Here is a 26526-nt window from a genome sequence, read left to right as displayed (position 1 = left end):
GTTCTGGTCGATGAAAGCAGTCGTTGTCACGGAATTCGGACCTCCGGAAGTTATGCAGGTGGTCGATGCGCCCGAGCCGGTCGTGGGCGAGGGGCAGGTGTTGATCAGGGTGCATGCCGTTTCGGTGAACAGAACGCTTGATCTTTCGGTCCGCGAGGGCAGATATCCGCTCAAACCGGTGCTGCCGCACGTCCTTGGCGTTGATCCCTCGGGCGAGATTGCACGGGTCGGTCCCGGCGTTGATTCGCGCAAAGTGGGCGATCGCGTCGCTGTGTCGCCCATCGTTTCACCTGCCAGCAATGCTGGCCCGCCGTTGATGCTGGGCGTTAACGTATGGGGCGGATACGCGGAATATGTGTGTGTCCCGGCATCCACTACCTTTCTGGTTCCTAAAGAACTCGATTTCCCGCGAGCGACGATCGTCAGCCGGCACATGCCCACAGCGCTGCATCTGTTGCGAGACAGGGCGAGGGTCGAAAAGGACGAGTGGGTTCTGGTGCTGGGCGCGGCCGGAGGTCTTGGTTCGGCCGGCCTTCACGCGGCCCGGATGCTCGGGGCTCGCGTCATCGCAGGCTGCGGCTCGGAGCAGCGCCTGAAGGCTGCAATGGAGCTCGGCGCCGACGCAGGAGTAAATTACGGATCATCGGATCTGGCCTCCGACGTCTTGCGGATCACGAACGGCGCCGGCGTCAACGTCGTTTTCGCCAATATGGGCGATCCTGTCCTGTTTTCTGCCTCGATTGATGCAATGGCCAGGTTTGGTCGACTGGTCTCGGCCGGCGCCCACGGCGGAGGCGTGGTCTCGCTGGACATGCAGAAGCTGTATCTCAAGCAGCTGCAGATCATCGGCGCCACCGGTCAGCGTCCCGAAGACGTGGAAATAAGCCTCGCACAGACCGCCAGAGGTGATTTCAAGGTCCTGATGGACCGCATTCTGCCGCTGGAACGGGCCGTGGAAGCGCATCATCTCGTCGCAAACCGCGGCGAACTCGGAAAAATAATCCTCTCACCGGTCGGATAATGAAGAAACGAATCGAAACAGACGTAATTGTAATCGGATCCGGGCCTGTCGGGCTTGTGCTGGCTATGGAAATGGCTGTGCGCGGCGTCGATGTGGCGGTCATCGAAACAAGAACGGTCGGCGAGCCGCCCAGTCCCAAATGCAATCACGTCTCCGCCCGGACAATGGAATATCTTCGCCGGCTTGGCGTTGCTGACAGAATCAGAAACGCCGGCATGCCAAGGGATTATCCCCACGACGTCGTATTCTGCACTGCCATGACGGGTTACGAACTCAGCCGTATCGAAATTCCCTCTGCGAACCGCCGCGGCGTTGATCTGGACGGTCCTGACGGTTGGTGGCCGACTGCCGAGCCGCCGCACCGGGCCAATCAAATGTACGTCGAACCGATTTTGTGCGAGCATGCGATCCGCACCCCTAATGTGCGCATCTTCAATCGGACCTCCTATCAGAGCCATGTCCAGAACGAGAGCGGCGTAGAGGTGTTGGCGGAGGATCTGATTACCGGGGAAGAGATCGCGTTTTCAGGCCGGTATCTGGTGGGATGCGACGGCGGCCGATCCGCCGTACGCAAGGCGATCGGCTCCAAGTTCGCCGGCGTTGACGTCGTTCAGCGCGTGCAGTCCACGCAGATTTCGGCTCCGGGGCTGCGCGACCTGATGTCCCTGGACCCCGCATGGATGTACATTTCAACCAATCCTCGCCGGTTCGGAACCGTCTTGTCGATCGACGGGAAAGACCGATGGCTCATCCACAACTATCTCTATCGCGAGAAGGATTTCGACGAGATCGACAGAGACTGGGCCATTCGCGCAATTCTCGGCCTCGACGAGAACTTCGAATTCGAAATCATAAGCAATGAAGACTGGGTGGGCCGCCGGCTCGTCGCCGACCGTTTTCGCGACCGCCGGGTCTTCATTTGCGGAGATGCTTCGCACCTTTGGATACCGATGGCGGGTTATGGCATGAACGCCGGCATCGCTGATGCGACGAATCTGTCCTGGATGTTGTCCGCGGTGATCAATGGTTGGGGTGATTCCGATCTTCTGGAAGCCTATGAACTGGAGCGGCAACCGATTACCGAGCAGGTCTCGCGTTACGCCATGGACATTGCAACGCGAAGCTTCGATCAGCGCGGCCACCTGCCGGATGCGATCGAAGAGCCAGGTCCTGAAGGCGATGCCGTTCGCCGCGATGTCGGGCGCAGCCTGTACGATGTCAACGTGCCGCAGTTTTGCTGCGGCGGGTTGAACTTCGGCTATTTCTACGACAATTCACCGATCCTGGCCTATGACGGCGAGAAGCCGCCGACTTACAGCATGTACGATTTCGAGCAATCCACGGTGCCGGGTTGCCGCGCTCCCCATGTCTGGGTTTCCGAAGGGGAGTCCCTCTATGACCGCCTAGGCTTGGACTATAGCCTCGTTCGCATTGCGCCAGACGCCGACGTCGCCAGACTGCTGGCTGCGGCGAAGGCTGCTGGAATGCCTTTGAAGCTGGTCGATATCGACAGAAAGACGGCCGGTGACTCCTATACCTATCCGCTAACCATCATTCGTCCCGATCTGCATGTTTTCTGGAGAGGCCAGACAGCGCCCGCCAACCCCGGTGCGCTGGTTGATCTAATGTGCGGCAGGCAACGTGTGCAGCAATCAAAAATAGCCTGATCAAACTCACAAGGGAGGAGAACCTGTGATGACAAGGAAGAAACTAGCTGGAACCCTGGCGTTGGCGACCAGTCTCGCTTTTGCGACCGGAGCCGCAAATGCGCAGGACAATGAACAGGTCACGCTGGGGTGGCCGACGCAGTTGAGCGCTTCGATGGCGCATATTTCATTCGGCGAGGAACTCGGCTTCTTCGATGAGGAGGGGATCGAACTTGAAATTGTCCCTTCGAATGCCGGTTCGTTGCCGCTTCTTCAGCAATTGAAGGACGGCGGTCTTGACGTCGCCTATCTCGCTTTGGAATCCTTGATAATTGCCGAGCAAAATCAGGGCATAACCTTCGACCACGTATTCGCTTACAACTACATGCGGCGGTCGATATGGGAGATCGTCGCACTGGAAGAGTCTGCGGTGAACACAATCGAAGACCTCGAAGGAAAGACAATTGGCGTGGGCAGCCCGGCTTTCGGAAACGTCCCGATCACCAAGGCGATGCTTGCGAGCAGCGGCGTTGATCCCAACAGCGTCAGCATTCTCGGCGTCGGCGTAGGCGCCAGCGCGTTTCGCGCTCTGAGAGAAGGGGATATCGACGTCCTGAATCTGTTCGATACGATGCATGCCACGCTCGAGGCAAGTGGGGTGGGGATCAAGCGTATCGAAATGCCTTCCGAGTACACGGATCATTCCAGCCAGGGCTTCATGTTCAACAACAAGACAGTTGCTGACAATCCCGATCTGATCGAACGATTCGGCCGCGCGATTGCAAAAAGCACCGTTGCCTGTGAAGTGAATGTCGAAGGATGCGTCAGGGCCTTCTGGAAACAGCGGCCCGGTCTGAAGCCGGCAGGCGACGATGCGCAAAATCTAGAACGCCAGAAACACGTGGTGGAAACCCGCCAATCCCGTTTGATGTGGTTTCCGGACGGCTTGGCCGAACAGTTTGGCGCCTTCCGCAATGAAGACTGGGAACTGGTGGTCCAGGAAATGCAGCGCGGCGGAACCATCAGTGATGAACCGGTGGACGTCGCCAAATACTACACGAATGATTTCGTGGACGCGTTCAATGACTTCGACAGGGATGCGGTGATCCAGCAGGCAAAGAACTGGAACTGACGATGAGCTCTGCCGGAAAGCTCAAGTCTGCGTCTGCTGCTGATGACGGCGCGCCAGTCAGCATCAGCATTGAAGATGTCGGACTGGTCTACAAGTCCGAGCGCGGGAACGTCGAAGCTCTCACCGATCTTTCCTTGCAATTGAAGGAGGGAGAGTTTGTTTCCGTGCTTGGACCGTCAGGCTGCGGCAAGTCGACGATATTGAAGATATTGTCCGGCCTGCTTGCGCCAAGCAGCGGGCGCGTGTTGATAGACGACGCCGAACTGCGTGGACCACGCGGCGATGTGGGAATCGTCTTCCAGCAGCCGACGCTGCTTGCATGGCAGAACAATTTGCAGAATGTGCTGATGCCGGTGCGGGCCACCAAACGCCCGGATCCGGAAGACAGACGACGCGCGATCGAACTGCTGGATCTGGTTGGCCTGAAGGACTTCGCAAGTCACTATCCCTTCGAGTTGTCCGGAGGCATGCAGCAGAGAGTGGGTATTGCGCGGGGGTTGATCAAAGACCCCCGCGTCTTGTTGATGGACGAACCATTCGCGGCGCTTGACGCCATGTCGCGAGAGTCCATGATGGTCGAGTTGCAGCAGATCTGGATGACGACCAATAAATCCGTGTTGTTCATTACACATTCTATCCCCGAAGCGGTCTTCCTGTCCAACAGGGTCATCACGCTCTCGGGTAGGCCGGGTCGTGTACTGGATGAACTTGTCGTCGACCTGCCGTTTCCGCGAACGATCGACACGATGACGTCGAAGAAATTCAACGACCACTGTCATCACCTGCGCGAACTCTTTACATCCGGGAAACAGAAGGACGGCCAATGACGCGGTTGTTGAAAACAGTCGGATCGTTTGCGGTGTTTCTCGTCATCTGGGCCGCAATTGTGCAGTTTTCCGGCGTCCCGGCATATCTGCTTCCCTCGCCGGTTTCAGTCGGCATGACACTTTGGGAAATGATCTGGAGCGGTACGATTTTCCGGCACCTGTACACAACGGTGTTCACGGCGCTGGCGGGATATCTGATTGGATCAGGTTTCGGCCTTGCGGTTGGCAGCGTCCTTGCCGAATTTGCAATTGCCGACCGCCTTGTGCGTCCCTACCTTATTGGCCTTCAATCCATACCCAAGGTGGCGCTCGCCCCGCTGCTCATCGTCTGGTTCGGCTACGGGCTGGAAGCGAAGATCGTTCTCGTCGCTTTGATGACGTTTTTCCCGGTGTTCGTGAACACCGTCGCGGGCCTTCACATGTCCAACAAGGAACTGATCGATCTCTACCGCGCCTCGTCGGCGTCGCGGTTCACGATCTTCCGTGAGGTCAAACTGCCGACGGCCGCGAGCGCGATCTTCGCTGGACTCGAGGTGGCTGTTGTTCTCGCTCTGATCGGTACGATCGTCGCTGAATTCGTTTCGTCGCGTTCAGGCCTCGGTTATCTGATACAGGCAGCTTCCACGAATTATGACGTTTCGATGATGTTCGCCGCCATTGCGCTGCTTGCAATGCTTGGCATCGCAAGCAGCCAGTTGCTTCGCACGATGCACAAGAAACTGGTTTTCTGGGAAGGACCGCGTCGCGATGCCGGATATTGATGCCATTGTAACTGGAGAGCAAGCGGCTTACAGAATCAGCCGACGCCTAGAAGACGGCGCGCCGCGGAGCGTGCTTGGCTCCGGATCGCGTTTTGTGGATATCGGAAAGGCGCTCGGCGACGAAAGATACTCCGACATGCAGGTTCTGCTTGATCAGTGGTTCGAACTGGAACCACGGCTGCAAGCAATCGCCGACGCGGCGCCGACTGAGGCGTTGCTGGGCGAGCAACCTCTGCTGTTGTCGCCCCTGAAGCCGCAGAATATCTTCTGCGTGGGCGCAAACTACAGGGATCACCTGCTGGAAATGCTCGCTGCCCGCGGGGTCGTCAAGAAGAACTGGACCAGGAACCCTGACGCCAGGCCTTGGTTCTTTCTCAAGAGCAACGGGTGCGTCGCCGATCCGGACCGGGATATTCCGATCGCAAGTTTTGACTGGAACCTTGACTGGGAAGTCGAACTGGCTGCGGTCATTGGCTTAAAGACGTTTCGCGTGAGTGTCGAAAACGCGCTGGACAGCGTGGCGGGTTACACTATCGCCAATGACCTCTCGGCGCGCGGGCGTTTGCGTCGCCATGACGTCGCCGAAGGATCGCCGTTCATATACGACTGGGTTGGTCACAAGGTTTTTGATGGTTCCTGCCCGCTTGGTCCATGGATAACACCTTCTTCACAGGTCGGGGATCCGCAGTCGCTCGACATTAGCCTGAGCGTTAACGGCGAGAAAATGCAGGAATCCAGCACGTCCGAAATGATATTCAGTCTCGCCGAACAGATCGCGGAGCTCAGCGCCACGCTGACGCTGCAGCCGGGCGACGTGCTTCTCACAGGCACCCCGGCAGGCGTCGGAAGCGCGCGCAATCGCTTCCTGCGAGACGGTGATCTGCTGGAGGCGTCCATCGCGGGGATGGGAACCTTGCGCAACCGGCTGGTGCAGCAGACGATCTGAGCGGACGAAGATGAATATTCCGCAGGAGATGCTCCAGGGCTATCACTGCCCGTTGGAATAGCGGTTCTTCAGCTCCTCGATGATCGGCATCGACGTGATGTGGTAGCCGGAATCGACGTAGTGAATTTCGCCGGTCACGCCGTTCGACAGGTCCGACAGGAGGTAAAGCGCCGAACCACCCACATCGTCGATGGTCACGGTGCGGCGCATCGGCGAGTTGCGCTGCTGGAAATTGTACATTTCTCGCGCATTGGCGACGCCGGAGCCCGCAAGGGTGCGGATCGGGCCGGCGGAAATTGCGTTCACGCGAATGCCGTCCTGTCCGAAATCGGCGGCGAGATAGCGCACGCTCGCCTCGAGCGCCGCCTTGGCGACGCCCATGACGTTGTAGTTGGGCATAACGCGGGTAGAGCCGGCGTAGGTCAGCGTGATCATCGATCCGCCGTCTTTCATCAGACCTGCAGCGCGTTTGGCGATTTCGGTGAATGAGAAGCACGAGATGACCATGGTGCGCGAGAAATTGGCGCGCGTGGTGTCTGCATAAAGCCCCTTGAGCTCATTGCGGTCGGAAAAACCGATGGCGTGAACCACGAAGTCGATTCCGCCCCAGGCCTGCTCAATCGTGTCGAAAGTGGAATCGACCGTCTCGATGGCTTCCACGTCGCACGGGATAACGAGGTTGGCGCCGACTTTCTCCGCCAGAGGCCGCACCCGTTTGCCGAAGCCTTCGCCCTGATAGGTAAAAGCGAGTTCCGCGCCTTGTGCATGCAGCGCCTGAGCAATTCCCCAAGCGATTGAATGGTCGTTTGCGACTCCCATGATGAGGCCGCGTTTGCCCTTCATTAATCCACTCATGGAGATAACCTATCCGTTGTAGCGCTTGAAAACGAGCGTTGCGTTGGTTCCACCGAATCCGAAGGAGTTCGACAAGGCGATGTCAATTTTCGCATCGTCGATACGCTCGCGGACAATCGGTATGCCTTCGAATTCCGGGTCGAGCTCCGTTATGTGGGCGCTCTCCCCGATAAAGCCCTCGTTCATCATCAGCAGCGTGTAGATAGATTCCTGCACGCCGGTCGCTCCCAATGAGTGTCCGGTGAGTGATTTGGTCGAAGCGACAAAAGGCGCCTCTTCGCCGAAAACCTGTCGGATCGCACCGATCTCGGCCGAATCGCCGACCGGCGTCGAGGTTCCGTGTGTATTGATATAGTCGACCGGCCCGTCCACCGTCGAAAGGGCGAGCTTCATGCAGCGCACTGCGCCTTCGCCGGACGGCGCGACCATGTCGTAGCCGTCGGACGTCGCGCCATAGCCGACGATCTCGCCATAGATCTTTGCGCCTCGCGCCTTTGCATGCTCCAGCTCTTCAAGGATCAGCACGCCGGCGCCGCCGGCGATGACGAAGCCGTCGCGGCTGACATCATATGCGCGCGATGCGGTTGCGGCGCTGTCGTTGAACTTCGAGGTCATCGCGCCCATGGCGTCGAAGAGGTTCGACATGGTCCAGTCGAGATCTTCGTGTCCGCCGGCGAACACCATGTCCTGCTTGCCCATCTGGATGAGTTCGTAGGCGTTTCCGATGCAATGCGCCGAAGTCGAGCACGCCGAGGAGATCGAATAGTTCACCCCGTGAATTTTAAACCAGGTGGCGAGCGTCGCAGAGGCCGTTGACGACATCGCCTTCGGCACTGCAAAGGGTCCGATCCGTCGCGGGCTTCCTTTCTCGCGGGTGGTGTCCGCGGCGTCGACGATGGTGCGGGTCGACGGCCCGCCGGATCCCATCACGATGCCTGTTCGCTCGCTGGAGATATCGTCCTGTTCAACGCCACTGTCTTCGATCGCCTGCAGCATGGCGACGTGATTCCACGCGCCGCCCTTGCTCAGAAACCGCATCGCGCGGCGGTCGACCAGGTCGGTGGGGTCAAGCGTCGGCGCGCCCCAGACCTGGCATTTGAAGCCGTGGTCGGCAAAATCCTGGGAAAATGTAATGCCGGACCGGGCGTTGCGCAGCGAGTCGGTGACTTCCTGCGCATTGTTCCCGATGGATGAGACGATACCCATTCCGGTGACGACAACTCTTTTCATACGGTGTCCTTTCCGCAAAGCCTGTCGATGCTGGATTCGAGATTTTTCGGAACCGGTTCCTACGCCTTTTCCTGGAAAAGGCCAACGCGCAGATCGTTTGCCTTGTAGGACGGTTCGCCGTCGGCGTTCGCCCAGCCGTCGCCTATACCGAGCACCAGGCGCCCACGGATGACGCGCTTGAAATCAACGCCGAATTCCACGAGTTTTGTCTCGGGCGTCACCATCTTGGTGAGCTTGACTTCTCCGCATGAAATCGCCCGGCCGCGGCCGGGTTCGCCGAGCCAGCCAAGGAAGAAGCCGGTCATCTGCCACAATGCGTCAAGACCCAGGCAACCGGGCATTACGGGGTCACCCTCGAAATGGCATTTGAAGAACCAGAGATCGGGCGTCACGTCGAATTCGGCCCGGACATAACCTTTGCCGTATTCACCGCCTGTGTCCGAAATGGCCGTGATGCGATGAAACATCAGCATTGGCGGAAGCGGAAGCTGTGCGTTGCCCTGTCCAAACATGTCGCCATGCGAGCAAGTCAGAATGTCATCGTAGCTGAAGCTGGATTGCCTGGTGTTCATGTACTGAAGTTACTCCCGAAAATGCCACGCCTTCTGTTGCGGCGTAGTTCCTGTTCTTGCTTGCCTGGCCCGCCTTAGCACAAAGAAACTCCGTTGCGAACTTCCGATTGCGCCAGGATTCAGGGCCGCGGGGTTGCAGCCGACACGTGTATTGCCGGCTTGAACCGACCGCCTGATCGGCTACGAAATGAATTTCGCCGATGCTCTATCACATTACCCCGTGGAGCGGAAACCGTGGGGATGGCGAAATCCGATCATTTTCCGTATAGTTGCGGTGAAACACAAAATTGGACTTGAAAACTCAACTATTGAAAGATGGGATCAGTCCGGATATATAGGTTCGATCAATTCCAACCATTTGCGGCCAAGACGAAGAGATATGCATAATCTGACAGAACAAAAGACGTGCCCGACACGCTTTGCCGGCGACCGCCTCCGTTCTGCGGGCCTGCGTCCGACGCGCCAGAGAATAGCGCTTGCAGGGCTGTTGTTCGCCAAGGGTGACCGCCACCTGACTGCCGAGGAACTGCATGACGAAGCCGTGACGGCTGGCGTGGCTGTGTCCCTTGCCACCGTTTACAATACGCTGCATCAGTTCACTGATGCGGGAATGTTGAGAGTTCTGGCCGTCGAATCGGCCAAGACCTATTTCGACACCAATACCTCCGATCACCACCATTTCTTCATCGAAGGCGAATCAGAGGTGATGGACATCCCCGTCAGCGGCTTGAGCGTAAACGGTTTGCCGGAAGCCCCCGAAGGCATGGAAATCGCCCATGTTGACGTGGTGATCCGCCTCCGTCGCAAGTCTTCCTGACGCACTGATCCCTTGATGAAAGGCCTATTGCCCGCCGCCGGCGTGCAATTTCAGCGTGCCCGTGTGACCGGGCACGGACACAGGCTTGCTTTCCGGTTCAGGCGCGGCCGGATGCTCTGACGACGGATCGGCTTCCATCTCCAGCGATTCGATCTTTGCGCCGCGCTTGGTGATCTTGCCCGTTGTCGTCAGAATCTGGTCGATGTCGCGCTGCGCCTGGCCGAAATGGGTCTGCAGCTTGCCGACGCGATCGTCCAGCCGGGTGAGGTCGTCCATCAGCCGCGCCACCTCGCCCTGGATCAGATGCGCCTGTTCGCGCATGCGCGCGTCCTTCAGGATCGCTTGAACCACTTGCAGCGACAGCATCAGCAGCGACGGCGACACCAGCACGACGCGCGAGCGGTGCGCCTTCTGGATCGTGGCTTCAAAATTCTCGTGGATTTCGGCGAAAATCGATTCCGACGGCACGAACATGAACGCCGTGTCCTGGGTTTCGCCCGTGATCAGATATTTGTCAGCGATATCGCGAATATGCACTTCCACGTCACGGCGAAACTGCTGCGCTTTCTGTTTTGAGGCTTCCGGATCCTCGTTTTCGCGAATGGCGTTCCACGCCTCCAGCGGGAACTTCGCGTCGACGACGAGAGCCGGCGCGTCGTTGGGCATGTAGACCAGGCAGTCCGGCCGGTTGCCGTTGCTTAGCGTCGCCTGAAACGCATAGGCGTTGGAGGGCAGGCCGTCAGCGATGATCGCCTCCATGCGGGCCTGGCCGAAAGCGCCGCGCGTCTGCTTGTTGGCGAGGATCGCCTGCAGGCCGACGACATCCTTGGCGAGCGCCTGGATGTTGTTTTGCGCCGTGTCGATCACGGCGAGCCTTTCCTGCAACCGCGCTAGGTTTTCGTGCGTGGACTTGGTCTGTTCGCTGATCGTAGCGCCCAGCCGCTGGGTCATTCCGTCGAGGCGTTCGTTGATCGACTTGTTGATTTCCGTCTGGCGCGTGCCGAACACTTCGGCGATCGTCGCCATGCGGCCCTGCATCTCGGACTGGGTTTTCAGAATGTCGGCCAGCCGGGTTTCTGTCTCGGCGGCGCGTCTTGCGGCGTCCTGACGCGCCGTTTCGGCGGCTTCGGCCCGGCGACGGGCGGATCGGCGCGCGATCGAAACGGCGAGAATAAACAGAAGAATCACGATCGCGGCGGCGCCGGCCAGCGCCATGCCGAGCGTTACGGTCGTCTCGCCCGCCTGCAGCACCGGCGTGTCGAATGATAGCTGAACAGGATCCATGGGCGCGACTCTATCTGATTCGCCAGCCAATGCCAGATCAAAACGGGAACATGGATAATCCGGAGAATTGACCCGGGCGCGCCGAATGCTTAAGTGCATGCCATGACCATCAAGCCTATTGTTCTTCTTCCCGATCCGGTTCTCAGAAAGAAATCAGAGGATTTCGAGCAGGTGGACGAGTCCGTCCGCAAGCTCGCCGACGACATGCTGGAAACCATGTATGACGCGCCGGGCATCGGCCTCGCCGGAATTCAGATCGGCGTTCCGCGCAACATCGTGGTCGTCGATTGCTCCGGAGACGACGAGGAAAAGGCGCCGATGGTGTTCTTCAATCCGAAGATCCTTGCGTCCTCGGACGAGCGGTCCGTCTACGAGGAAGGCTGTCTGTCGATCCCCGACTACTACGCCGAGGTCGAGCGGCCGGCGTCGGTGACGGTCGACTATGTCGACTATGACGGCGCGCGCCAGACCATCGAGGCGGACGGCATTCTCGCGACATGCCTGCAGCACGAGATAGACCACCTGAACGGCGTGCTCTTCATCGACTATCTGTCGAAGCTCAAACGCGACATGGTCATCCGGAAATTCACCAAACTGGCGAAGTCCCGCGGCCAGCCGGCGATGTGACAGGCCGCCCGCGGGCAACGAAACATCCGGGAGCAATCCTTGCGCATCATCTTCATGGGGACACCCGATTTCGCCGTCCCGACGCTGGCGTCCCTTGCCGGCTACGGTCACGAGATCGTCGCGGTCTATTCCCAGCCGCCGCGGCCGGGCGGCCGGCGCGGACTGGAAACGGTCAAGTCGCCGGTTCACCGACAGGCGGAAATCCTCGGCTTTCCCGTGCGAACCCCGAAAAGCCTGAAAGGCGACGAGGAGCAGGAAGCCTTCCGCGCGCTCGACGCCGATGTCGCGGTTGTCGTCGCCTATGGACTCATTCTACCGAAGCCCATCCTCGAGGGAACGCGCCTTGGCTGTTACAACGGCCATGCATCGCTCCTGCCGCGCTGGCGCGGGGCGGCCCCGATCCAGCGGGCGATCATGGCCGGCGACACCGAGACCGGGACCATGGTCATGAAGATGGACGAAGGGCTCGACGCAGGCCCTGTCGCCATGGAGGAGCGGGTGGCGATCGGTCCGGACATGACGGCGGGCGAGCTGCACGACCAGCTTATGCTGATCGGGGCGGATCTGATGCAGCGGGCCATGGCCGCCCTCGAACGTGATTCGCTGACCCTGACCCCGCAACCGGAAGACGGCGTGCTCTACGCCGAAAAGATCACCAAGGCGGAGACGCGGATCGACTTCGCCCGCCCGGCGGAGGAAGTTCACAACCGGATCCGTGGGCTGTCGCCTTTTCCGGGCGCCTGGACAGAGATGACGCTCGGCGGCAAGGCCGAGCGCGTCAAGCTGCTGCGCTCGCAACTGGCCGAAGGCGGCGGTGAGCCCGGAACTGTCCTGGACGACCGCTTGAGCATCGCATGTGGCGTGGGCGCTGTCCGGCTTGTGGAGCTGCAGAAAGCCGGCGGCAAGGCGATGACGGCGGAGGATTTCCTTCGCGGCGCCGCCATCGCTCCCGGCGCGGTGATCGGCTAATGCCGCGCTATCGCCTGACCGTCGAATATGACGGCACGGGCTATGTCGGCTGGCAGCGGCAGGACAATGGCCGCTCCATCCAGAGCGCCATCGAGGAAGCCGCGCTGAAATTCACCGGTGAGACGATCACGGTGCGCGGCGCCGGGCGCACCGACGCCGGCGTGCACGCGCTCGGCCAGGTCGCCCATCTGGATTTTCAAAAGCAGTGGCCGGCGGACACCGTACGCAATGCGCTGAACGCCCATCTCGGCCAGGCGGGCGACACCATCGCCATTATCGAGGCCATGCCGGCTGAAGCCGATTTCGACGCCCGCTTCTCCGCCGTCGCCCGTCACTACGTCTATCGCATCGTCAACCGGCCGGCGCCGCTGGCGCTGGAGCGAAAGCATGCGCTGTGGGCGCCGCGCCCGCTCGATCACGCTGCGATGCACGAGGCAGCCCAGCTGCTCGTCGGACGCCATGACTTCACCACCTTCCGTTCGGTCCAGTGCCAGGCCAAGAATCCTGTCAAATCGCTTGATCGTCTGGATGTCACACGCGACGGCCATAATGTAACGATCCACGCCTCGGCGCGGTCCTTCCTGCACAACCAGATCCGCTCTTTTGCGGGCACGTTGCGGGTGGTCGGCGAGGGGTCCTGGACGCCGGACGACGTCAAGGCCGCGCTTGAAGCGCGCGATCGCGCCGCCTGCGGACCGGTCGCGGGGCCCGAAGGCCTGTATTTTCTGAGAGTCGACTACTGAGGACAAAGCAATGTCAGTCACGATCTACCACAACCCCGCATGCGGCACGTCGCGCAATACGCTGGCGATGATCCGGCAGTCCGGCGTCGAGCCGGAGGTCATAGAGTATCTCAAGACACCGCCGGGCCGCGACAAGCTCGTCGAGCTGATCGCCGCCATGGACATGCCCGTGCGCGATCTCCTGCGCCGCAAGGGAACGCCCTACGACGAGCTTGGTCTCGACGATCCGAAATGGAGCGACGATCAACTGATCGACTTCATGGTCGAGCATCCGATCCTGATGAACCGGCCGGTGGTCGTGACGCAGAACGGGACTGCTTTGTGCCGGCCTTCGGAAAAGGTGCTGGAGCTACTGGACAATCCGGATATCGGCGCCTTCTCAAAGGAAGACGGCGAGGTCGTTCGCAAATAGGCTCAACCGAACAGATAGTAGGCCAGGAACACCCAGCCGAACTCCATCGCAATGATGAAGATCGCGACGGGAACGTTGTCCGCGAGCACGCGGCGATAGACGCGGAAACTCGCCCAGATAGAAAAGACGATCAGCGTGAACGTCAGCAGGACCGGCAGCGGTGATTCCGGCATGAAGCGGTGGAGCACCTGCGGCGCGGTCAGCACATAGGAAAAGGCAAGCCCGTACCAGTTGGATGCGATCAGCCAGTGGCCGAAACGATGGCTGAAACCGAGAGGTCGGGAAAGCAGGGCAATCAGCGCCAGAAATGACGCGATCACCAGCGCGCTTTGCACGGCCTCGCGCAGAAAGAAGCCGGGACCGACGGATGCTTGCGGATCGGACGCCAGGATGGCGTTGCGCACGTCGATCCAGGAGTAGATATAAACCGGCAGCAAATAGAAATAGGCCCAGAAGGACCGCCAGAAGCCGCGATGGCTGAAGTCGAGATACTGCATGCCCGTCGGGTCATTGCGTATCAGCAGCAAGACGCCGCGCAGATAGTGTCCAACTTCGTCGAGGGAAGGGATCATCGCGCGGTCTTGCCGAACCAGCGCTCGAGGAAGGCGAGATAGATCTTCGTCAGCCCTTCGAGATCATTGAGCCCGGCGTTCTCGTCGATCATGTGCATGGTGTCGCCGACAAGGCCGAATTCCAGCACCGGGCAGTAATCCTTGATGAAGCGCGCGTCGGACGTGCCGCCGGTGGTGGATAGCACCGGCTCGCGGTCCGTGACCGTTTGCACAGCGTCGCGCATTGCGCTGATCAGCGCCTCGTCGCGGGTCAAAAAGACAGGGCTCACGCGGTCGACCCATTCCAGGGCATAGTCGGCCGGCCCGCGGCCGGGCCGCAATCCGTCGTTTCGCGTCGCCTTTTCAAGCCGGTTCTCGATCTCGGCGCGCAGCGTTTCTGCGCTCCACGTGTCGTTGAAGCGAATGTTGAAGCTTGCCCGCGCGCTCGCCGGAATGACGTTCAGCGCCGGATTGCCCACATCGACGGTGGTGACTTCCAGATTGGTCGGCGGAAACGCGTCCGTGCCCGCGTCCAGCGGCGGGTTCATGAGCGCGTCAAGCATCGGCGTCAGCGCGCGCAGCGGATTGTCGGCGAGGTGCGGATAGGCAACGTGGCCCTGAACGCCGTTGACCGTGATCCAGCCGCTCAGCGAGCCGCGCCGCCCGATCTTGATCATGTCGCCGAGGGCTTGCCGGTTCGTCGGTTCTCCGACGATGCAGCCGTCCCAGCGTTCGCCCTTGCCGGCCGCCCACTCCAAAAGCTTCACCGTGCCGTTGACGGCGGGGCCTTCCTCGTCGCCGGTGATCAGCAGCGAGATCGAGCCGTCAGGCTTGCCGTGCGCTTCGACAAACCGCGCCACAGCTGCGACGAAACAGGCGATCCCGCCCTTCATGTCGACGGAGCCGCGTCCATATATCCGGCCGTCGGCAATCGCCGCCGCGAATGGCGGATGCGTCCATGCCGCCTCGTCGCCCGGCGGCACCACGTCCGTGTGGCCGGCGAACATCAGGTGCGGGCCGCTGCTGCCCAGCCGCGCATAGAGATTGTCGATCGCCGGCGTATTCGTATCCTCGAAGACGAGGCGGTCGCCCGAAAAGCCGATCGGCTCGAGCATTGTCTGCAGGCAGGCAAGCGCTCCGTCGTCCTGCGGCGTGACGGAGGCGCAGCGAATGAGCGCGGCGAGATTTTCGATCGGATCGGATGTAGTCATTGCGATGGATTATCCAACTCGGCGCGGTTTGTCATCACCTCAGCCTTGCGTCAGCTCTTCGGCCGGTTCGTTTCGTCGCCATAGGCGTTGGCGCCGCTCGCGCCCGGCCACAGGCACAGCCCGGCGAAGACCGCCAGATTGATGACGGGTATGAAAAGCATGACAGAGAGAGGCCCCGGGAATCCGATGTCATGCAGGCGTTTGACCACAAGTGCGAGCACCGACCAGACCGACATCACCCCGTATCCGAGGAAAAGAAGAGCCCAGATCCCTTGGCGAAGGCTGTCCTCGTCGGCCAACCGGACCTGGTTCAGGATCACAAAGCCCACGGCGGTCACGAACAGGTAGCCGAGCAGATAGGGAAGGCGGCCAAGCCGCCCGGAAAAACCGAGGAAGACCCATCGCATGTCCGGTTTCATCGGTTTTCCGTGTCCTTTACGTCCCGACGGTCAGGCCCGCAGCAATTCGTTGATGCCGGTTTTCGAGCGCGTCTTTTCATCCACCCGCTTGACGATCACCGCGCAGTAGAGATGCGGCGCGGCCTTGTTGCCCGTATCCGTGCTGCCCGGCATGGAGCCTGCGACGACGACGGAGTAGGGCGGAACCTCGCCATAGAACACGTCGCCGCTCTCGCGGTCGACGATGCGCGTCGACTGGCCGATATAGACGCCCATGCCGAGCACCGAGCCCTCGCGCACGACACAGCCTTCGACGACTTCCGAGCGGGCGCCGATGAAGCAGTTGTCCTCGATGATCACCGGACCGGCCTGCAGCGGCTCAAGCACGCCGCCAATGCCGACGCCGCCCGACAGGTGAACGTGTCTGCCGATCTGCGCGCAGGAGCCGACCGTCGCCCAGGTGTCGACCATCGTTCCCTCGCCGACATAGGCGCCGAGATTGACGAAGGAGGGCATGAGAACGACATTCGGCGCGATATAGGCGGACCGGCGCACGATGCAGTGCGGCACGGCCCGGAAACCGGCGCGTTCGAACTCGTGCGCGCTCCAGCCGTCGAACTTGGACGGGATCTTGTCCCACCAGTGCGCCTCGCCGGGTCCGCCCTTGATGACGTCCATCGGATTGAGCCGGAATGACAGAAGCACCGCCTTCTTGAGCCACTGATTAACGGTCCACTCGCCGCTGTCGGCCCGTTCGGCGACGCGCGCGGCGCCGCTGTCGAGCAGGTTCAGGGCTTCCCCGACGGCGTCGCGGATCTCGCCCCGCGTCGATGTGCCAACGGAATCGCGGTTCTCGAAGGCGTCGTCGATCGTCTTTTCCAGTGTGGCGAGGTCTGTTCTGCTCATTCGTGTATTCCTTGGAGGTTTCCTTAACGGTCGGGCGCTATTCTGGCGGTCGGCCGGAACAGGCCATGATAGGCTGCGCCGGTCATGCGCCGGTCGTGCTGTGTCTGCGGACAAGCTAGTAAGGGAGGAAAAGCGGGGCGTCAATCAGCGGCCCGCGCGCCGGGGCGGCGGCGGTATCGCGAAAGGAAAATCCATGAGTTTCACACCCAAGACAGAAGACTGGGATCCGCTTCCGACATCCCGGACCGACACGATACGCGCCCGGCAGACGCCGGCGACGCCGCAAACGACCGCGCCCGCCTATCGTCTCGCCTTCACCGACGAGGATTTCATGTGCCGGGAGGAGTTGCGGCCGGTGCGTCTGCAGCTCGAACTGCTAAAGCCGGAAATGCTGCTCAGCGAGCGCGGCGTCAAATCGACCGTCGTCATCCAGGGCGGCGCGCGCATTCCGGCGCCGGGAGAAAAACCCACTGCCGCGCGCAACGAAACCCAGTGGCGCAATCTCACTGCGGCCTCCGTCTACTATGAAGAGGCGCGCAAATTCGCGGCCCTCTGCTCGCAGCATTCCGCCCTGTCCGGCTACAGCGAGTTTGTTGTCATGACCGGCGGCGGGCCGGGTGTCATGGAGGCCGGCAATCGCGGCGCTTCGGAAATCGAGGCCCCGTCGATCGGTCTCAACATCGTTCTGCCGCACGAGCAGGCGCCCAATCGCTACATCGATCCGGAACTCTGCTTCAATTTCCACTATTTCGCCATCCGCAAGATGCATTTCATGATGCGCGCCAAGGCGGTCGCCGTTTTCCCGGGCGGTTTCGGCACCATGGACGAACTCTTCGAGACGCTGACGCTCATCCAGACCGAACGCATGGACAGGGTTCCGGTGATCCTGTTCGGCTCTGAATTCTGGAACCGCGTCGTCAATTTCAAGGAGCTGGCCGATTTCGGCACGATTGCGCCCGAGGACCTCGACTTGATCAGCTTCGTCGAAACGGCCGAGGAGGCCTGGTCGATCATCGCCGAACGCTACGGCGTGGAGACAGAGTGATTGGAAGCTGTCGCCGCAGCCCGCTGACAAGTGGCATGGCGTAAGTCTCGCGAACAGGCCGGCGATGGCGTCAGCGCCGTCACCGGCGTTTTATATTGATCGGCTGGTAATGGATCCGGAACCCTTGTTCTGGAGCCGGACCATGACCTCGTTCAACCGCCTGATTGCCTCTTCAGCCGGCCAGCGCCAGCGGATTGCGATCGCGCGGGGCATCGTCACCAGCCCCGATCTCCTTGTTGCCGACGAGGCCGTTTCGGCGCTCGACGTTTCCGTCCAGGCCCAGATCCTCAATCTCCTGATGGATCTTCGCGACGATATGGGTCTCGGTCTGTTCTTCATAAGTCATGATCTGCAGGTCGTATCGAGCATCAGCGACCGGATTGTCGTGCTCAGACAAGGCGAGATCGTCGATGAGGGTCCGACGGACGATGTCATGTTCAGGTCGCGGAACGCCTACATGCGTTCGCTCATGGCCGCGGCCGGATGGTGTGCGGCGACAGAGACTCAGTCCGCCGCGATCGAGAGGTAATGTCCGAGAAAATCAGCCAGATTGTCCGTCACATAATCGATATGCTCGCCCTCGCGGCCATCATGTTCCCAGGCTTCGCCCAGCGCCTGGTCCAGATTGTGGGGAACAACGAGCACGGTCGCCATGCCAAGATCCTTGGGCACGACAAGGTTACGCGGCAAATCCTCGAACATCACCGCCTGCTCACTGTGGACGCCATGCTGTTGCAGGAACAGATCGTAGGTCTGGCGCGCCGGCTTCGGCGTCAGGCCAGCCGCAAGGATATCGAATATCTCGTCGAAATGTTCGAGAATGCCGAGGGCTTGGGCGGTGCGTTGCGCATGGCCGAGATCGCCATTGGTGAAGATAAACTTGCGGCCGGGCAGCGTTCGGATCGCCTCTCCAAGCGCCGCGTCCGGCTTGACCCACGAATAGTCGATATCATGCACTTTCTCGAGGAAATCGTTCGGATCGATCTTGTGCAGGTTCATCAGCCCGTTCAGCGTCGTGCCGTGGTCCCGGTAATATTGTTTCTGTAATTCACGGGCTTTTTTGCGCGGCAGGCGCAACAATGTCGATACATAATCGGTCATGTTGCGGTCTATCTGGGAGAACAGATCCGTGTGACGCGGGTACAGCGTATTGTCGAGATCGAAAACCCAGTCGGTGATGCGATCAAAATCTGTTTTGTTCGGAAGGTTTTCGATCATGTGTGTTGGCGCCACGCTGTGAGCTGAAAAGTCTGTCGTCCTTGCATAAATCCTATCGGGCTCCATTGGCAAATCCAATATTTGTCTCTAGTCACGACGGATATGGAACTCTGGATTCCCATCACGATAGCGGCTGCGTTCCTGCAGAATGTCCGCTCCGCAATGCAGAAACATCTCAAGGGCGTCATGGGAACGACGGGCGCCACTTTCGTGCGCTTCGGATTCGGCTTTCCCTTCGCGATTTTTTTCGTGCTGGCGCTTCGTTACGGAGCGGGGTTTGCCTTTCCAGACCTCAACGGCGCCTTCTTCGTCTGGGCGATTGTCGGTGCGCTTGGGCAGATCGTCGGCACCCTGCTTCTGGTCTACCTCTTTTCATTTCGCAACTTCACGGTCGGCACCGCCTATTCGCGCACCGAGCCGGCTCAGGCGGCGTTTTTCGGACTGATTTTCCTGGGCGAGACGATGAGCCCGGGCAGCCTCGTTGCGATCGCGATTGCGGTTTTCGGCGTCATGATCCTGTCCGTCGCCCGTGGACCGATCAGCTGGACCGGATTGTTCACCGCGATTTTCAGCCGCATCGCCCTGATCGGCATCGCATCGGGAACCGGTTTCGGCGTTGCAGCCGTAGCTTACCGCGCGGCCTCGCTTTCGCTGGGCGGTCCGAATTTCATGATGCAGGCCGCTGTCACGCTCGCCTTTGTCATTGTGTTCCAGACGGTGGTGATGTTTGCCTGGATGCTCTGGCGCGATCGTGAGGAAATCAGCCGCATCGCCGCAGCCTGGAAGCCGGCGCTGATCGTCGGCCTCGCCGGCGCCACCGCCTCCTTCGGCTGGTTCATGGCCATGACGCTGCAGCAGGCGGCCTATGTGAAGGTGCTGGCGCAGGTCGAGATCATTTTCACCTACGCCTCGTCGGTCTTCATCTTCCGTGAATCGGTCAGTCGCCTGGAAATCGCCGGAACCCTGCTGATTGTCGCCGGCGTGATCGTACTCGTGGCGGTGACCTGACAAACGTTGCAGCGCACGTTCGAACAGAAACGAAGCAAGAACTTTCCCGGTGCGTTTCGCCCCGTTTTATGCTATATGAGGCGCGTTGTATTCCGCTCGCCTATGGGCGTAAGAGACGTGAAAACGCGGATTCCCGAAACAATGCCAGATTTGATTGACGATCGAAGAACCGGTCTGAATCGCCGAAATTTCCGGATTCCCGAAACAAAGCCAGACCCCTGAAATCGGCGAAAATCCGAATTCCCGAAACAAAGCCAGATTTGCAGAAACCACGCCAAAATATGAATATATACAACTAAAACAATATCTTAAGGAACTATCAGGGTTCCGGCGCCGTGTTCCGTCATGATTTCCAGCAGCACTGCGTGACGGGTTTTGCCGTTGAGAATGACCACGCCCTCGACGCCCGCCTCGATCGCCTGGATGCAGGTTTCGACTTTCGGGATCATCCCGCCGGAAATGGTTCCGTCGGCGATCAGGGTGCGCGCCTCGCCGACCGAAAGTTCCTTGATCAGAGTGCCGTTCCGATCGAGGACGCCCGGAACGTCGGTCAGGAACAGAAGGCGCGAGGCCGACAGCGCGCCGGCGATGGCGCCGGCGAACGTGTCCGCGTTGATGTTGTAGGTGTGCCCGTCGCGTCCAGGCGCCACCGGCGCGATCACCGGGATCATCTCGGACTTCGCGAGCAGATCGAGAAGCGTGCGATCGACCTCGACGACTTCGCCGACGAAACCGAGATCGAGGATCCTCTCGATGTTGGAATCCGGGTCGATCATGGTCTTGTGCGCCTTCTTGGCGAAGACCATGTTGCCGTCCTTGCCGCAGAGGCCAATCGCCCATTCGCCCTCGGCGTTGATCATAGCGACGATTTCCTTGTTGATGGAGCCTGCGAGCACCATCTCGACGATCTCGACCGTCTTCTCGTCGGTGACGCGCAGTCCGCCCTCGAATTTCGATTCGATGCCCATCTTGTTTAGCATCGCGCCAATCTGCGGTCCGCCGCCATGGACCACAATCGGGTTGATGCCCGACTGCTTGAGCAGCGCGACGTCGCGAGCGAAAGCCTGACCGAGCGTGTCGTCGCCCATAGCGTTGCCGCCGTATTTCACGACAATGGTGCGGTTTTCGTAACGCTGCATGTAAGGCAGCGCCTCGGCGAGGAATTCCGCCTGCAGTTCAGCCTTGCCGCCCTTGTCTGTCGTGATGTCGGTCATGGAGTATCCCTATTGATTTGCGGTGTTGTAGCGGCATTGCCGGCGAGGGGCAATTGGCTCTTCCGCGGCGAAAACACATGCCACTCGCGAAAAGTTCATGGGAACGTCATCGCGCTTTTGATTATATTTGCTTCGAGAAACAAGGAGACGGAACAATGATCAGTCGTCGATCACTCCTGTCGGGCGCGGCCGTCGCCGTAGTGGGCGCTTTTGCTGCGGCAAGACAGATGTCGGTCCCTGCGCAGGCGAGCGAGGAATTCGAAGTCACCCATACGGACGCGGAATGGAAGGCCATGCTCACCGACGAGCAATACGCGGTCCTGCGCCATGAAGCGACGGAGCGCGCCTTCACCAGTCCTCTTCTGAATGAGAAGCGCGCCGGCGCCTTTAATTGCGCCGGTTGCGATCTTCCGCTTTACGCGTCGGAGACCAAGTATGAAAGCGGCACCGGCTGGCCGAGCTTCTACGAGGCGTTGCCGGGCGCGGTCGGCACGAAGACCGATCGCAGCTTCTTCATGACGCGCACCGAGGTTCACTGCAGCCGCTGCGGCGGCCATCTCGGCCATGTGTTCGACGACGGTCCGCCGCCGACCGGCAAGCGTCACTGCATAAACGGCGTTGCCCTGACCTTCGAGCCGAAGGCGACCCAGTCGGGCTGACGCTCCGGGTTCAGACCGATATCACATATATGAGGCTGGCTCAGGCGCGCTGACCGTCTTCCTGTTGTACGCGAACATAAAGGCGCCGCTCGGCGCCTTTTGGCGTTGTGATCAGCCGTTCGATATCGAGGCGCGTTTCGCGCATCGTCTCGGGCATGGCGTAGAGGCGCATGCCGCTGCCCAGACCGCCCGCCTCGATATGGATTTCGCCTCCGTCCCAGCCGCAGCCATCCAAGGTCCGGATCAGCTCGGCTTCGTGGAGATCGAGCCTTCGGTGTTCGACAACGTCAACCTCAAGCAAATCTTTTCATCGCAGTTCGATCGGCCAACCCTCAAGGTGACCCGGCGCGTTTTACTGACGGAGCCGGAGCTTTCAGTGCAGGCGATCCTCGGTGTTTCTCCCGGCGACCAATACCTGGTCCTCACAGTGATCGCGCATTTCCACGACGGAGCTTATTCCTTCCAGCAGGCTTTTTTTTCCGAAATCGCGGTTCCTTCTGGACATGTCATTGAGTGGCGAAGGATCTGTCGGCTAGGGCGGCGTGTCCTGGCCTGGCGGCTTTTTGTCAAGCTCCGGTCTCAGCGAGCGCCACAGCGACAACGCCGCGAAATAGAAAGTCGACAAAATCCACAGCCAGAAGATGATCGAAGAGGCGTCCGGTATCTTCGATCCTTCCGGGGGAATGAGCACCAGCCGAAGCGTTGTCGCCGCCCACAGCACCGTCACCGGAACGGTGACGTTTCGCCATTCGGTGACGCGGAACGGGTGCACATATTTCAACGGGATGAATGTCAGAACGCACAATATGACGATCACAACCAGATTGATCGTCGGACTGGTCTGGAGGATGTGAAAATAGAGCACGACCACGTTCCACAGCGCCGGGAAGCCTGAGAAATAGTAGTCTGACGTTTTGACCGCCGTATTGGCGAAAGTGTAGAGCGATACGGCCATGATCGCGGCGGCCGATATAGTTGCCCAGCCATCCGGAACGAGGCCGAACCAGTAGACCATCATTGCTGGCACGGCGACGTAGTTGAAATAATCGATCACATTGTCGAGGGTCGTGCCATCGAATTGAGGCGTGACGTCGCGCACGTGCAGCTTTCGGGCGATTGTTCCGTCGATGCCGTCGACAAACAGGGCAAGACCCAACCACATGAAAACCGCGGTCTTGTCATTGTCCAATATCGCGACGAGAGCAAGGAAACCCAGCACGATGCCCGAAGCCGTCAGAGCATGCACGGCCCAGGCCATCGCCACTTGTTGAGGCTCGTGCTTGCCGTCTCCTGTCATGAACACATTACTCCCATGCGCCGCCGTTTGCGGGCCATCCAGACAGTTAATTGATAAAGTCGCAGCTTATCAAGCTCTTGCAGCAAAGAGGATGGCGTCCCGCAATTCCTCCAGGCCAGCCGCCTTCTCGGAGGACGTTGCGAGAACCTGTGGAAAAGCGGCCGGCCTTTTGGCCAGCCTGCTTGTTGTCTCCCCGATCAGGTGAGGAAGCCCGGCAGCCTTTATCTTGTCTGTCTTCGTCAGAACGATTTGATAGGAGACAGCCGCCTTGTCCATCAGGTCGAGCACGTCTTCGTCGTTCTTCTTGATTCCGTGGCGCGCGTCGATCAGCACGAATGCGCGCTTCAGCGTAGCCCTGCCGCGCAGAAAATCGAAGACGAGACGCGTCCATTGGTCGACCTGTATTTTCGGCGCCTTGGCGAAGCCGTATCCGGGCATGTCGACCAGTGCAATCGGCGGCAGGTCGCCTGCTTCTCCAGAATAACCTTCCGGCACAAAATAATTCAGTTCCTGCGTGCGACCCGGCGTATTGGAAGTGCGAGCCAGGCTCTTCTGCCGTACGAGAGCGTTGATCAGCGACGACTTGCCAACATTGGAGCGGCCGGCGAAGGCGACTTCAGGTGGGCCTTCCGGCGGCAGGAACTTCATCGCCGGAACGCCCCGGATGAAGGTCCAGGGGCGCGAAAAAGGCGAGTTCTCCATGTGATCGGCGTCGCTGTCCATCGGATCGGAAGGAATCTATTCCGCAGCCTTGGGTTTTCGTCGGAGAAGCCCGACAAGGTTGCTCCACAGCGGAATATCCACGCCTTGGCGCTTCATGATCACGCCCTGTTGCAGGATCGTCAGCGTGTTGTTCCAGGCCCAGTAGATGACGAGGCCGGCCGGAAAACTCGCCAGCATGAACGTGAAGACCACCGGCATCCAGTTGAAGATCATCGCCTGGGTCGGGTCTGGCGGGGTCGGGTTCATCCGCATCTGAAGGAACATGGTGAAGCCCATGATCAGCGGCCAGATCCCGAGCATCAAGATGGCCGGCGGCGTGAACGGAAGCAGGCCGAACAGGTTGAAGACCGAGGTCGGGTCGGGCGCCGAAAGATCCTGGATCCAGCCGAAGAACGGCGCGTGGCGCATCTCGATGGTGATATACAGCACCTTGTAGAGCGCAAAGAACACCGGAATCTGGAGAAGCATCGGCCAGCATCCGGCGACCGGATTTATCTTCTCCTTGCGGTAGAGTTCCATCATGGCCTTCTGCATGCCCTGACGGTCGTCGCCGAACTTTTCCTTCAGTTCCTCGATCTTTGGCTGGAACTTTTTCATGGCCGCCATCGATTTGTAGGACTTGTTGGCGAGCGGGAAGAAGATGAGCTTGACGAGGACGGTCGTCAGCAGGATCGAGATGCCGAAATTGCCGAACATCTTGTAGAAGTAGTCGAGCACGAAGAACATCGGCTTTGTCAGGAAGAAGAACCAGCCCCAGTCGATCATCAGGTCGAAATGGGTGATGTTGTAGGCTTCCTGGTAACTGTCGATAACAGGCACTTCCTTCGCCCCGGCAAACAGCAATTGCTCTGTCGACTGCGTTTCACCGGGCTGGATCGTGATGGGATCGGAAAGAAAATCCGCCTGGTAGCGCACGCCGCCGTCGTCCCGATAGGTGAAACGCGACTGAAACTCCCTGCCCTGGGTCGGCACCATGGCGGTCGCCCAGTATTTGTCGGCGAAACCGAGCCAGCCGGTTGTCGCCTTCGCCGGTGTGATTGTGCTGGCCTCCGCGACGTCGTCATAGTCGATTTCCTGAAGACCGTCTTCGCCGATGTAGCCTTTCAGACCCTCATGCAGAATCCAGATGCCCGTAAGGTCCGGCTTCTCGAACCGCGTCACGCGCCCATATGGCGACACCGAAACAGCTGCCTCGCCCGTATTGGCGACGCTGTCTTCGATCGTGAACAGATAATGCTCGTCGACGGCGATCGTACGGGTGAATTCAACGCCCTTGTCATTGACCCAGGTAAGCACAACTGGAGAATCCGGTGCGAGCGTTCCACTTTCGGTGGACCAGATCGTTTCAGGACCGGGAACCGACCCGCTCGTTTCGTTACCGACGAAGCCGAACTCGGCGATATACCCGTTGTCCAGATTGGCTGGAGACAGAAGCTCGATGATCGGGCTCGATGGATCAACAGTGAGATGATAGTTTTTCAGCTTCAGGTCGTCGAAGCGCGCGCCCTTCAGATTGATCGAGCCGGTGAGATCCGGGGTGTCAATGTTCACGCGGTCAGTCTGCGAAAGCGAAGCGTCCCGCGACATCGTTGCGCCGCCTGACGGGCTTTCGGTTCCCGGAACGCTGCCCTGGGAAGTCGCTGCAGGCAGATCGGATTGAATCTGCTCCTCGGCCGTCGGCGCGTTCGCCTGCAATTCGGCTTGCTGCTGTTGAGCCGCACGCTCCTGCTCAATGCGTGGCTGAACGAAAAAAAACTGCCAGCCAATCAGGATTGCCAGCGAGAGGACGATCGCCACGATGTAGTTGCGGTTGTTTTCCATTAGGCGTTCCTGTGTCCGGGCTGCCTCTGGCCGCCGCGCGTGTCTTTCGGTCTGCTGCTGCGTGCAATTCGCCGGCAGAGCGATTCAGTCAATGCGCCGAACGGCGCATCGAGCGCGTCCCTTCGCGCTACCACCACATAGTCATGACCGGGCTTCATATCAAACGCCGCGGACAAACGAACGGCTTCCCTGAGCCTGCGCCTGATCCGGTTGCGTTCTACAGCGTTTCCCTGGCGTTTAGTCACCGTGTAGCCGATACGGGCGGCCTCGTCCGGCAGTTCCCGGTCGAGCACTTCCAGAACGAAAAAGGGACCCTTTCGTCGATCGCCCTTGCGAACGGCAAGAAAGTCGGATCGTTTCTTCAATCGTCCGAGTTCTGGCGGTTGCCTGTGCGGCGACATGGACCCTTCTTCGGCCTTTGGCTGAGTGGACCAGGCAGGGTTGGAGCTTACGCCGACAGGCGCTTGCGCCCGCGAGCTCGGCGATTGGCGAGAACCTTGCGGCCGCCCTTTGTTGCGAGGCGCGCGCGGAATCCGTGCCGGCGCTTGCGCACGAGTTTCGAGGGTTGATAGGTACGCTTCGTCATTTATTTCAATACCGCGGTGTGCGGCCCTTCTTGGGTCTGTTAAAAAC

31 protein-coding genes are annotated in these 26526 nt (G+C 59.9%); 15 read left to right on the top strand and 16 right to left on the bottom strand.

What is annotated here, in order from left to right:
- Positions 1 to 10: 10 nt before the first annotated feature.
- From AAFN47_RS20525 to AAFN47_RS20500, 6 genes are read left to right on the top strand one after another with little or no spacing between them, the layout of a single operon-like run.
- Complete coding sequence (locus AAFN47_RS20525; protein ID WP_499811125.1) at positions 11 to 1021, top strand: zinc-binding dehydrogenase; 1011 nt, start codon at positions 11 to 13, stop codon at positions 1019 to 1021.
- Entirely contained in the window at positions 1021 to 2688 is a 1668-nt protein-coding gene (locus AAFN47_RS20520; RefSeq protein ID WP_499811124.1) for an FAD-dependent oxidoreductase, read from the top strand. Before AAFN47_RS20525 ends, AAFN47_RS20520 begins: the two co-directional genes overlap by 1 nt.
- A gap of 28 nt (positions 2689 to 2716) precedes the next feature.
- Complete coding sequence (locus tag AAFN47_RS20515; protein ID WP_499811123.1) at positions 2717 to 3799, top strand: ABC transporter substrate-binding protein; 1083 nt, start codon at positions 2717 to 2719, stop codon at positions 3797 to 3799.
- A 2-nt stretch (positions 3800 to 3801) separates the two neighbouring features.
- The gene (locus tag AAFN47_RS20510; protein ID WP_499811122.1) at positions 3802 to 4626 is read left to right on the top strand and encodes an ABC transporter ATP-binding protein; all 825 of its coding nucleotides are present in this window, start codon (positions 3802 to 3804) and stop codon (positions 4624 to 4626) included.
- Positions 4623 to 5387, top strand: a complete 765-nt coding sequence (locus tag AAFN47_RS20505) for an ABC transporter permease (RefSeq protein ID WP_499811121.1) — start codon at positions 4623 to 4625, stop codon at positions 5385 to 5387. Before AAFN47_RS20510 ends, AAFN47_RS20505 begins: the two co-directional genes overlap by 4 nt.
- Entirely contained in the window at positions 5374 to 6333 is a 960-nt protein-coding gene (locus AAFN47_RS20500; RefSeq protein WP_499811120.1) for a fumarylacetoacetate hydrolase family protein, read from the top strand. Before AAFN47_RS20505 ends, AAFN47_RS20500 begins: the two co-directional genes overlap by 14 nt.
- A gap of 42 nt (positions 6334 to 6375) precedes the next feature.
- On the opposite strand, the gene fabI is transcribed toward AAFN47_RS20500, so the two are convergent.
- Genes fabI through fabA form a run of 3 tightly spaced genes read right to left on the bottom strand, consistent with a single transcriptional unit; the run spans position 6376 to position 8990 of the window.
- On the bottom strand, positions 6376 to 7188 hold the full coding sequence (gene fabI / locus AAFN47_RS20495; protein WP_499811119.1) for an enoyl-ACP reductase FabI: 813 nt from the start codon (positions 7186 to 7188) through the stop codon (positions 6376 to 6378).
- A gap of 9 nt (positions 7189 to 7197) precedes the next feature.
- On the bottom strand, positions 7198 to 8418 hold the full coding sequence (fabB, locus tag AAFN47_RS20490; RefSeq protein WP_499811118.1) for a beta-ketoacyl-ACP synthase I: 1221 nt from the start codon (positions 8416 to 8418) through the stop codon (positions 7198 to 7200).
- A 59-nt stretch (positions 8419 to 8477) separates the two neighbouring features.
- Entirely contained in the window at positions 8478 to 8990 is a 513-nt protein-coding gene (gene fabA, locus AAFN47_RS20485) for a 3-hydroxyacyl-[acyl-carrier-protein] dehydratase FabA (protein WP_499811117.1), read from the bottom strand.
- Between the two features lie 379 nt (positions 8991 to 9369).
- Here fabA and irrA point away from each other — a divergent pair, with 379 nt between their 5' ends.
- On the top strand, positions 9370 to 9807 hold the full coding sequence (gene irrA, locus AAFN47_RS20480) for an iron response transcriptional regulator IrrA (protein ID WP_499811216.1): 438 nt from the start codon (positions 9370 to 9372) through the stop codon (positions 9805 to 9807).
- A 24-nt stretch (positions 9808 to 9831) separates the two neighbouring features.
- Here irrA and AAFN47_RS20475 read toward each other — a convergent pair whose 3' ends face one another.
- Positions 9832 to 11091 carry a DNA recombination protein RmuC gene (locus tag AAFN47_RS20475; RefSeq protein ID WP_499811116.1) on the bottom strand — a complete coding sequence of 420 codons (1260 nt, stop codon included), beginning with the start codon at positions 11089 to 11091 and terminating at the stop codon, positions 9832 to 9834.
- Between the two features lie 102 nt (positions 11092 to 11193).
- Between AAFN47_RS20475 and def the strand changes: the two genes are divergently transcribed.
- From def to arsC, 4 genes are read left to right on the top strand one after another with little or no spacing between them, the layout of a single operon-like run.
- A complete protein-coding gene (gene def, locus AAFN47_RS20470) occupies positions 11194 to 11718 on the top strand; it encodes a peptide deformylase (protein WP_499811115.1) in 525 nt (174 codons plus the stop codon).
- Between the two features lie 39 nt (positions 11719 to 11757).
- Positions 11758 to 12687 carry a methionyl-tRNA formyltransferase gene (gene fmt / locus AAFN47_RS20465; RefSeq protein ID WP_499811114.1) on the top strand — a complete coding sequence of 310 codons (930 nt, stop codon included), beginning with the start codon at positions 11758 to 11760 and terminating at the stop codon, positions 12685 to 12687.
- On the top strand, positions 12687 to 13430 hold the full coding sequence (gene truA / locus AAFN47_RS20460; RefSeq protein ID WP_499811113.1) for a tRNA pseudouridine(38-40) synthase TruA: 744 nt from the start codon (positions 12687 to 12689) through the stop codon (positions 13428 to 13430). The genes fmt and truA overlap by 1 nt, the downstream gene beginning before the upstream one ends.
- Positions 13431 to 13440: 10 nt before the next feature.
- Complete coding sequence (arsC, locus tag AAFN47_RS20455) at positions 13441 to 13842, top strand: arsenate reductase (glutaredoxin) (RefSeq protein ID WP_499811112.1); 402 nt, start codon at positions 13441 to 13443, stop codon at positions 13840 to 13842.
- Between the two features lie 2 nt (positions 13843 to 13844).
- Here the strand turns inward: arsC and AAFN47_RS20450 are convergent, their stop codons facing one another.
- Genes AAFN47_RS20450 through dapD form a run of 4 tightly spaced genes read right to left on the bottom strand, consistent with a single transcriptional unit; the run spans position 13845 to position 16908 of the window.
- Positions 13845 to 14414 (bottom strand): hypothetical protein, encoded by a 570-nt coding sequence (locus tag AAFN47_RS20450; RefSeq protein ID WP_499811111.1) that lies wholly within the window; start codon positions 14412 to 14414, stop codon positions 13845 to 13847.
- Positions 14411 to 15604 carry a succinyl-diaminopimelate desuccinylase gene (dapE, locus tag AAFN47_RS20445; RefSeq protein ID WP_499811110.1) on the bottom strand — a complete coding sequence of 398 codons (1194 nt, stop codon included), beginning with the start codon at positions 15602 to 15604 and terminating at the stop codon, positions 14411 to 14413. Before dapE ends, AAFN47_RS20450 begins: the two co-directional genes overlap by 4 nt.
- 50 nt (positions 15605 to 15654) lie before the next feature.
- Positions 15655 to 16023 carry a DUF805 domain-containing protein gene (locus AAFN47_RS20440; RefSeq protein WP_499811109.1) on the bottom strand — a complete coding sequence of 123 codons (369 nt, stop codon included), beginning with the start codon at positions 16021 to 16023 and terminating at the stop codon, positions 15655 to 15657.
- 30 nt (positions 16024 to 16053) lie between these two features.
- Positions 16054 to 16908, bottom strand: coding sequence for a 2,3,4,5-tetrahydropyridine-2,6-dicarboxylate N-succinyltransferase (gene dapD, locus AAFN47_RS20435; protein ID WP_499811108.1), 855 nt, complete (start codon positions 16906 to 16908; stop codon positions 16054 to 16056).
- 193 nt (positions 16909 to 17101) lie between these two features.
- Between dapD and AAFN47_RS20430 the strand changes: the two genes are divergently transcribed.
- The gene (locus AAFN47_RS20430) at positions 17102 to 17953 is read left to right on the top strand and encodes an LOG family protein (RefSeq protein ID WP_499811107.1); all 852 of its coding nucleotides are present in this window, start codon (positions 17102 to 17104) and stop codon (positions 17951 to 17953) included.
- A 142-nt stretch (positions 17954 to 18095) separates the two neighbouring features.
- Positions 18096 to 18482: an ATP-binding cassette domain-containing protein gene (locus AAFN47_RS20425; RefSeq protein WP_499811106.1), complete on the top strand. Its 387-nt coding sequence runs from the start codon at positions 18096 to 18098 to the stop codon at positions 18480 to 18482.
- Here the strand turns inward: AAFN47_RS20425 and AAFN47_RS20420 are convergent.
- Entirely contained in the window at positions 18458 to 19171 is a 714-nt protein-coding gene (locus AAFN47_RS20420) for a pyrimidine 5'-nucleotidase (RefSeq protein ID WP_499811105.1), read from the bottom strand. The two genes, AAFN47_RS20425 and AAFN47_RS20420, sit on opposite strands and share 25 nt — an antisense overlap.
- A gap of 102 nt (positions 19172 to 19273) precedes the next feature.
- On the opposite strand from AAFN47_RS20420, the gene AAFN47_RS20415 reads away from it, so the two are divergent.
- Positions 19274 to 20179 carry an EamA family transporter gene (locus tag AAFN47_RS20415; RefSeq protein ID WP_499811104.1) on the top strand — a complete coding sequence of 302 codons (906 nt, stop codon included), beginning with the start codon at positions 19274 to 19276 and terminating at the stop codon, positions 20177 to 20179.
- Positions 20180 to 20487: 308 nt separating this feature from the next.
- Here AAFN47_RS20415 and argB read toward each other — a convergent pair whose 3' ends face one another.
- On the bottom strand, positions 20488 to 21393 hold the full coding sequence (gene argB, locus AAFN47_RS20410; RefSeq protein ID WP_499811103.1) for an acetylglutamate kinase: 906 nt from the start codon (positions 21391 to 21393) through the stop codon (positions 20488 to 20490).
- Positions 21394 to 21548: 155 nt separating this feature from the next.
- Between argB and msrB the strand changes: the two genes are divergently transcribed.
- Positions 21549 to 22052 carry a peptide-methionine (R)-S-oxide reductase MsrB gene (gene msrB / locus AAFN47_RS20405; protein ID WP_499811102.1) on the top strand — a complete coding sequence of 168 codons (504 nt, stop codon included), beginning with the start codon at positions 21549 to 21551 and terminating at the stop codon, positions 22050 to 22052.
- Between the two features lie 40 nt (positions 22053 to 22092).
- Here the strand turns inward: msrB and AAFN47_RS20400 are convergent, their stop codons facing one another.
- From AAFN47_RS20400 to rpmH, 6 genes are all read right to left on the bottom strand, one after another.
- Entirely contained in the window at positions 22093 to 22353 is a 261-nt protein-coding gene (locus AAFN47_RS20400; protein WP_499811101.1) for a hypothetical protein, read from the bottom strand.
- A gap of 231 nt (positions 22354 to 22584) precedes the next feature.
- Complete coding sequence (locus tag AAFN47_RS20395) at positions 22585 to 23349, bottom strand: CDP-alcohol phosphatidyltransferase family protein (RefSeq protein ID WP_499811100.1); 765 nt, start codon at positions 23347 to 23349, stop codon at positions 22585 to 22587.
- Positions 23350 to 23418: 69 nt separating this feature from the next.
- Positions 23419 to 24072 (bottom strand): ribosome biogenesis GTP-binding protein YihA/YsxC, encoded by a 654-nt coding sequence (yihA, locus tag AAFN47_RS20390; protein ID WP_499811099.1) that lies wholly within the window; start codon positions 24070 to 24072, stop codon positions 23419 to 23421.
- 15 nt (positions 24073 to 24087) lie between these two features.
- A complete protein-coding gene (gene yidC, locus AAFN47_RS20385) occupies positions 24088 to 25893 on the bottom strand; it encodes a membrane protein insertase YidC (protein WP_499811098.1) in 1806 nt (601 codons plus the stop codon).
- A complete protein-coding gene (rnpA, locus tag AAFN47_RS20380) occupies positions 25893 to 26294 on the bottom strand; it encodes a ribonuclease P protein component (RefSeq protein ID WP_499811097.1) in 402 nt (133 codons plus the stop codon). The genes yidC and rnpA overlap by 1 nt, the downstream gene beginning before the upstream one ends.
- 47 nt (positions 26295 to 26341) lie before the next feature.
- Positions 26342 to 26479, bottom strand: a complete 138-nt coding sequence (gene rpmH, locus AAFN47_RS20375) for a 50S ribosomal protein L34 (protein ID WP_220228549.1) — start codon at positions 26477 to 26479, stop codon at positions 26342 to 26344.
- Between the last annotated feature and the right edge of the window lie 47 nt (positions 26480 to 26526).

This window comes from Hoeflea sp. CAU 1731, assembly GCF_039888615.1.
Lineage (GTDB): Bacteria > Pseudomonadota > Alphaproteobacteria > Rhizobiales > Rhizobiaceae > Flavimaribacter.
Note: the sequence above shows the minus strand (reverse complement) of the source record. Positions and strands in the feature narration are given on the sequence as shown.

Bases quoted from the DNA above. Each gene is read 5' to 3' on its own strand.
- AAFN47_RS20525 (WP_499811125.1), top strand. From the start codon at position 11: ATGAAAGCAGTCGTTGTCACGGAATTCGGACCTCCGGAAGTTATGCAG.
- AAFN47_RS20520 (WP_499811124.1), top strand. From the start codon at position 1,021: ATGAAGAAACGAATCGAAACAGACGTAATTGTAATCGGATCCGGGCCT.
- AAFN47_RS20515 (WP_499811123.1), top strand. From the start codon at position 2,717: ATGACAAGGAAGAAACTAGCTGGAACCCTGGCGTTGGCGACCAGTCTC.
- AAFN47_RS20510 (WP_499811122.1), top strand. From the start codon at position 3,802: ATGAGCTCTGCCGGAAAGCTCAAGTCTGCGTCTGCTGCTGATGACGGC.
- AAFN47_RS20505 (WP_499811121.1), top strand. From the start codon at position 4,623: ATGACGCGGTTGTTGAAAACAGTCGGATCGTTTGCGGTGTTTCTCGTC.
- AAFN47_RS20500 (WP_499811120.1), top strand. From the start codon at position 5,374: ATGCCGGATATTGATGCCATTGTAACTGGAGAGCAAGCGGCTTACAGA.
- fabI (WP_499811119.1), bottom strand. From the start codon at position 7,188: ATGAGTGGATTAATGAAGGGCAAACGCGGCCTCATCATGGGAGTCGCA.
- fabB (WP_499811118.1), bottom strand. From the start codon at position 8,418: ATGAAAAGAGTTGTCGTCACCGGAATGGGTATCGTCTCATCCATCGGG.
- fabA (WP_499811117.1), bottom strand. From the start codon at position 8,990: ATGAACACCAGGCAATCCAGCTTCAGCTACGATGACATTCTGACTTGC.
- irrA (WP_499811216.1), top strand. From the start codon at position 9,370: ATGCATAATCTGACAGAACAAAAGACGTGCCCGACACGCTTTGCCGGC.
- AAFN47_RS20475 (WP_499811116.1), bottom strand. From the start codon at position 11,091: ATGGATCCTGTTCAGCTATCATTCGACACGCCGGTGCTGCAGGCGGGC.
- def (WP_499811115.1), top strand. From the start codon at position 11,194: ATGACCATCAAGCCTATTGTTCTTCTTCCCGATCCGGTTCTCAGAAAG.
- truA (WP_499811113.1), top strand. From the start codon at position 12,687: ATGCCGCGCTATCGCCTGACCGTCGAATATGACGGCACGGGCTATGTC.
- arsC (WP_499811112.1), top strand. From the start codon at position 13,441: ATGTCAGTCACGATCTACCACAACCCCGCATGCGGCACGTCGCGCAAT.
- AAFN47_RS20450 (WP_499811111.1), bottom strand. From the start codon at position 14,414: ATGATCCCTTCCCTCGACGAAGTTGGACACTATCTGCGCGGCGTCTTG.
- dapE (WP_499811110.1), bottom strand. From the start codon at position 15,604: ATGACTACATCCGATCCGATCGAAAATCTCGCCGCGCTCATTCGCTGC.
- AAFN47_RS20440 (WP_499811109.1), bottom strand. From the start codon at position 16,023: ATGAAACCGGACATGCGATGGGTCTTCCTCGGTTTTTCCGGGCGGCTT.
- dapD (WP_499811108.1), bottom strand. From the start codon at position 16,908: ATGAGCAGAACAGACCTCGCCACACTGGAAAAGACGATCGACGACGCC.
- AAFN47_RS20430 (WP_499811107.1), top strand. From the start codon at position 17,102: ATGAGTTTCACACCCAAGACAGAAGACTGGGATCCGCTTCCGACATCC.
- AAFN47_RS20425 (WP_499811106.1), top strand. From the start codon at position 18,096: ATGACCTCGTTCAACCGCCTGATTGCCTCTTCAGCCGGCCAGCGCCAG.
- AAFN47_RS20420 (WP_499811105.1), bottom strand. From the start codon at position 19,171: ATGATCGAAAACCTTCCGAACAAAACAGATTTTGATCGCATCACCGAC.
- AAFN47_RS20415 (WP_499811104.1), top strand. From the start codon at position 19,274: ATGGAACTCTGGATTCCCATCACGATAGCGGCTGCGTTCCTGCAGAAT.
- argB (WP_499811103.1), bottom strand. From the start codon at position 21,393: ATGACCGACATCACGACAGACAAGGGCGGCAAGGCTGAACTGCAGGCG.
- msrB (WP_499811102.1), top strand. From the start codon at position 21,549: ATGATCAGTCGTCGATCACTCCTGTCGGGCGCGGCCGTCGCCGTAGTG.
- AAFN47_RS20395 (WP_499811100.1), bottom strand. From the start codon at position 23,349: ATGACAGGAGACGGCAAGCACGAGCCTCAACAAGTGGCGATGGCCTGG.
- yihA (WP_499811099.1), bottom strand. From the start codon at position 24,072: ATGGACAGCGACGCCGATCACATGGAGAACTCGCCTTTTTCGCGCCCC.
- yidC (WP_499811098.1), bottom strand. From the start codon at position 25,893: ATGGAAAACAACCGCAACTACATCGTGGCGATCGTCCTCTCGCTGGCA.
- rnpA (WP_499811097.1), bottom strand. From the start codon at position 26,294: ATGTCGCCGCACAGGCAACCGCCAGAACTCGGACGATTGAAGAAACGA.
- rpmH (WP_220228549.1), bottom strand. From the start codon at position 26,479: ATGACGAAGCGTACCTATCAACCCTCGAAACTCGTGCGCAAGCGCCGG.